Raw genomic sequence first — 4,429 nt, forward strand, 5'->3', positions numbered from 1 at the left:
CCGCCGGGCTCGACCGGCTCGGCGAACCCCGGCTGGCGGCCGACGCCCAGGCCGTGGCCCGTGCCCGGCCGGACAACGGACCGGCCGCCGCGCGCGCCGCCGCCCGCACGGTCCTGGAGGAGGCGGGGGCCGCGAGTCCGCCGCTGGAGCTGGACTACGTGGCCCTGGTGGACCCGGCCGACTTCACCGAGATTCCCGACGACCGGACGACCGGCGAGGCGATCCTGGCCGTCGCGGGCCGGGTCGGCGCCACCCGCCTGATCGACAACATCCCCCTCACCTTCGGAGCGACCTCGTGACCGGAATACGGCTGACCGCCCCCGCACCCGGCTGGTCCATCGACGCCGACGTCGTGGTCGTCGGCTCCGGCGTCGCCGGGCTCACCACCGCCCTGCGGTGCGCGGCGGCGGGCCTGGCCACGGTCGTGGTGACCAAGGCCCGGCTGGACGCCGGTTCCACCCGCTGGGCGCAGGGCGGCATCGCCGCGGCCCTCGGCGAGGGCGACACCCCCGAACAGCACCTGGACGACACCCTGGTCGCCGGCGCCGGACTCTGCGACGAGGCCGCCGTGCGGACCCTGGTCACCGAGGGCCCCGGCGCGGTCCGCCGCCTCATGGAGACCGGCGCCCGCTTCGACACCGCCGAGGACGGCTCCGTACAGCTGACCCGCGAGGGCGGCCACCACCGCCGCCGCATCGTCCACGCCGGCGGCGACGCGACCGGCGCCGAGGTCTCCCGCGCCCTGGTCGAGGCGGTCCGCGCGGCCGCCCTGCACACCGTCGAGAACGCCCTGGTCCTCGACCTGCTCACCGACGCCGACGGCCGTACCGCCGGGGTCACCCTGCACGTCATGGGCGAGGGCCAGCACGACGGCGTCGGCGCGGTCCGCGCCCCGGCCGTGGTCCTGGCCACCGGCGGCATGGGCCAGGTCTTCTCCGCCACCACCAACCCCTCCGTCTCCACCGGCGACGGCGTGGCGCTGGCGCTCCGGGCCGGCGCGGAGGTCTCGGACCTGGAGTTCGTCCAGTTCCACCCGACCGTCCTCTTCCTCGGCGCCGGCTCCGAGGGCCAGCAGCCGCTGGTCTCCGAAGCGGTACGGGGCGAGGGCGCCCACCTCGTGGACGCCGACGGCACGCGCTTCATGCTCGGGCAGCACGAGCTGGCGGAGCTGGCCCCGCGCGACATCGTCGCCAAGGGCATCACCCGCCGGATGCTGGAGACCGGCGCCGAGCACATGTACCTGGATGCCCGGCACTTCGGCGCCGAGATGTGGGAGCACCGCTTCCCGACCATCCTCGCCGCCTGCCGCGCCCACGGCATCGACCCCGTCACCGAACCGATCCCGGTCGCCCCCGCCGCGCACTACGCCTCCGGCGGCGTCCGCACCGACCTGCGCGGCCGCACCACCGTGCCCGGCCTCTACGCGTGCGGCGAGACCGCCTGCACCGGGGTGCAGGGCGCCAACCGGCTCGCGTCCAACTCGCTGCTGGAGGGGCTCGTCTTCGCCGAGCGCATCGCGGCCGACATCGTCGCCTCCCGCCCCCGCGCCGGCGAGCCCGTCGAGGAGACCAGGACCGCCGCCCCGCTGCTGGCCCCCGAGACCCGCACCGCGATCCAGCGCGCCATGACCCGGGGCGCCGGAGTGCTGCGCTCCGGCGAGAGCCTGGCCGCCGCGGCCGCGGAGCTGGAGGAGTTGCACCACGGCGCCCGCCCGGCGCCCGGGGCCGGTGGGGCCAAGCCCGCCGTGCCCGGCGTCGAGGCATGGGAGGCCACCAACCTGCTGCTGGTCTCCCGCGTCCTGGTCGCCGCCGCCCGGCTGCGCGAGGAGACCCGGGGCTGCCACTGGCGCGAGGACCGGCCCGAGCGCGACGACGCGCACTGGCGCCGCCACCTCGTCGTCCGGCTCGACTCCGCCGGCGGCCTCGCCGTCGACCGCACGGACACCGAGGCGTTCGGGCCCGTGGACGCCTCCGGCACGGCGGACCGCGCAGCGACCAGCACCACCCACCCCACACCCGAGGAGCCGTAACCGTGAGCACGCCCGAAGAGAATCCGCGCCCCACACCCGTGGACGTACCGCTGATCCGGCTCGGCGCGCCCGCGGCCGCCCAGGACGGCTGCGGCGACGCCTGCGGCTGCGGCGGCGAGGAGTACGAGGAGTGCGGGCTCGACCCCGCCCTCGCCCAGCTCCTCCTCGACGCCGGTCTGGACCCGGTCCAGGTCGAGGACGTGGCCCACCTCGCCATCGCCGAGGACCTGGACGGCGGGGTGGACGTCACCACCGTCGCCACCATCGCCGAGGACGCCATGGCCACCGGCGACTTCACCGCCCGCGAGGCCGGTGTGGTGGCCGGGCTGCGGGTCGCCGAGGCGGTCCTGTCGATCGTCTGCACCTCCGAGTTCGAGGTCGAGCGGCACGTCGAGGACGGCGACCGGGTCGTCCCCGGCCAGAAACTGCTCACCGTCACCACCCGCACCCGCGACCTCCTCACCGGCGAGCGCAGCGCCCTCAACCTGCTGTGCCGGCTCTCCGGGATCGCCACCGCCACCCGCGCCTGGGCCGACGTACTGGAGGGCACCGGGGCGAAGGTCCGCGACACCCGCAAGACGACGCCCGGGCTGCGCGCCCTGGAGAAGTACGCGGTGCGCTGCGGCGGCGGCGTCAACCACCGCTTCTCGCTGTCCGACGCCGCGCTCGTCAAGGACAACCACGTCATCGCCGCGGGCGGGGTCGCCGCCGCGTTCAAGCGGGTCCGGGAGGAGTTCCCGGAGCTGCCGGTCGAGGTCGAGGTGGACACCCCGGAGCAGCTCGCCGAGGTGCTGGAGGCGGGTGCCGACCTGATCCTGCTGGACAACTTCACCCCGGCCCAGACCGCCGACGCGGTCGCCCTGACCGCCGGGCGCGCGGTCCTGGAGTCCTCCGGCCGGCTCTCCCTCGACTCGGCCCGCGCCTACGCGGAGGCCGGTGTCGACTACCTGGCCGTGGGCGCGCTGACCCACTCCTCGCCGATCCTCGACATCGGCCTGGACTTCCGCGACGCCGACGGGGCCGACGTCTGATGCTGCTCACCATCGACGTCGGCAACACCCACACCGTCCTCGGCCTGTTCGACGGCGAGGAGATCGTCGAGCACTGGCGGATCTCCACCGACCCGCGCCGTACCGCCGACGAGCTGGCCGTGCTGCTCCAGGGGCTGATGGGCATGCACCCGCTGCTCGGCATGGAGCTGGGCGACGGCATCGAGGGCATCGCGATCTGCTCCACGGTCCCGGCCGTGCTGCACGAGCTGCGCGAGGTGACCCGCCGCTACTACGGCGACGTCCCGGCCGTGCTCGTGGAGCCCGGCATCAAGACCGGGGTGCCGATCCTGATGGACAACCCGAAGGAGGTCGGCGCGGACCGCATCATCAACGCGGTCGCCGCCGTCGACCTCTACGGCGGTCCGGCGATCGTGGTGGACTTCGGCACGGCCACCACCTTCGACGCGGTCTCGGCGCGCGGCGAGTACACCGGCGGGGTCATCGCGCCCGGCATCGAGATCTCGGTGGACGCGCTGGGCGTGCGGGGCGCGCAGCTCCGCAAGATCGAGCTGGCCCGGCCGCGCAGCGTCATCGGCAAGAACACCGTCGAGGCCATGCAGGCGGGCATCATCTACGGCTTCGCCGGCCAGGTGGACGGGGTCGTGGAGCGGATGCGCAAGGAGCTGGCGGACGACCCGGACGACGTCACCGTCATCGCGACCGGCGGCCTTGCTCCGATGGTGTTGAACGAGTCCTCCGTGATCGACGAGCACGAGCCCTGGCTGACCCTCATCGGGCTGCGCCTGGTGTACGAGCGCAACGTGTCGCGGCTGTAGGAGCGGCCCCGGGAGATCCGGTGGCACGCCTGTGACCGGCGGTTCCGTGCGCGTCCGCGCCCCGGGGCCGCCGCGCCCGGCGACGACCAGTTAAGCGGATTTTGTCCCTTTAGCACGTATTGTCGCTTCATGCCCACGCCCTACGGATCACGCGGCGGTATGGCGTTCAGCGCGGACGAGCTGCGAGTGCTCCGACGCGCCCTCGCCTTCGCCCTGCACCCCGCGCCCCTGCCCGACGAGGATGTCCAGGACTGCCTGCGGCTTGCGGGCTGCGTGGACGAGGCCGTCGCCGAGGCCGGACGGCTGCGTGCCTTCCTCCTCGCCGACCTCGTCCGCTACCGCGACGCCCTCCCCGGCTCCCTCGGCGGCTATCTGGAACTCCTCCAGGACGCCCTGGCCGCCGGGTACGACCCCCGCCCCGAGGACCTGGCCGCCCTGCGCGCCCTGCGCGGCTCCCCGCTCGCCGCCGCGCTCCTGGAGCGGTGCCGGACGCTCGCGGAGCGCTCGGTGCGCGCCCGGCTCGCCGGGCGGGCGGTGGGGGCGGCGGCGACGGCGTCCGGAGGGCGGGGGTG

Annotated in this window: 5 protein-coding genes; all 5 read left to right on the top strand. The window is 75.2% G+C overall.

The features are described 5' to 3' along the window. Positions 1 to 299 (top strand): pantoate--beta-alanine ligase (locus tag MHW47_RS32510; protein ID WP_239227440.1); only part of this gene is annotated, 299 nt, incomplete at its 5' end. Next, positions 296 to 2,029, top strand: coding sequence for an L-aspartate oxidase (locus tag MHW47_RS32515; RefSeq protein ID WP_239227441.1), 1,734 nt, complete (start codon positions 296 to 298; stop codon positions 2,027 to 2,029). The genes MHW47_RS32510 and MHW47_RS32515, both read left to right, overlap by 4 nt. Positions 2,030 to 2,031: 2 nt before the next feature. After that, entirely contained in the window at positions 2,032 to 3,060 is a 1,029-nt protein-coding gene (gene nadC / locus MHW47_RS32520; RefSeq protein WP_239227442.1) for a carboxylating nicotinate-nucleotide diphosphorylase, read from the top strand. Next, positions 3,060 to 3,857, top strand: coding sequence for a type III pantothenate kinase (locus MHW47_RS32525; protein ID WP_239227443.1), 798 nt, complete (start codon positions 3,060 to 3,062; stop codon positions 3,855 to 3,857). The genes nadC and MHW47_RS32525 overlap by 1 nt, the downstream gene beginning before the upstream one ends. 159 nt (positions 3,858 to 4,016) lie before the next feature. Then, positions 4,017 to 4,429: hypothetical protein (locus MHW47_RS32530; RefSeq protein WP_239227444.1), on the top strand; the 413-nt coding region annotated here is incomplete at its 3' end.

It is taken from the genome of Streptomyces sp. OfavH-34-F, assembly GCF_022347745.1.
Lineage (GTDB): Bacteria > Actinomycetota > Actinomycetes > Streptomycetales > Streptomycetaceae > Streptomyces.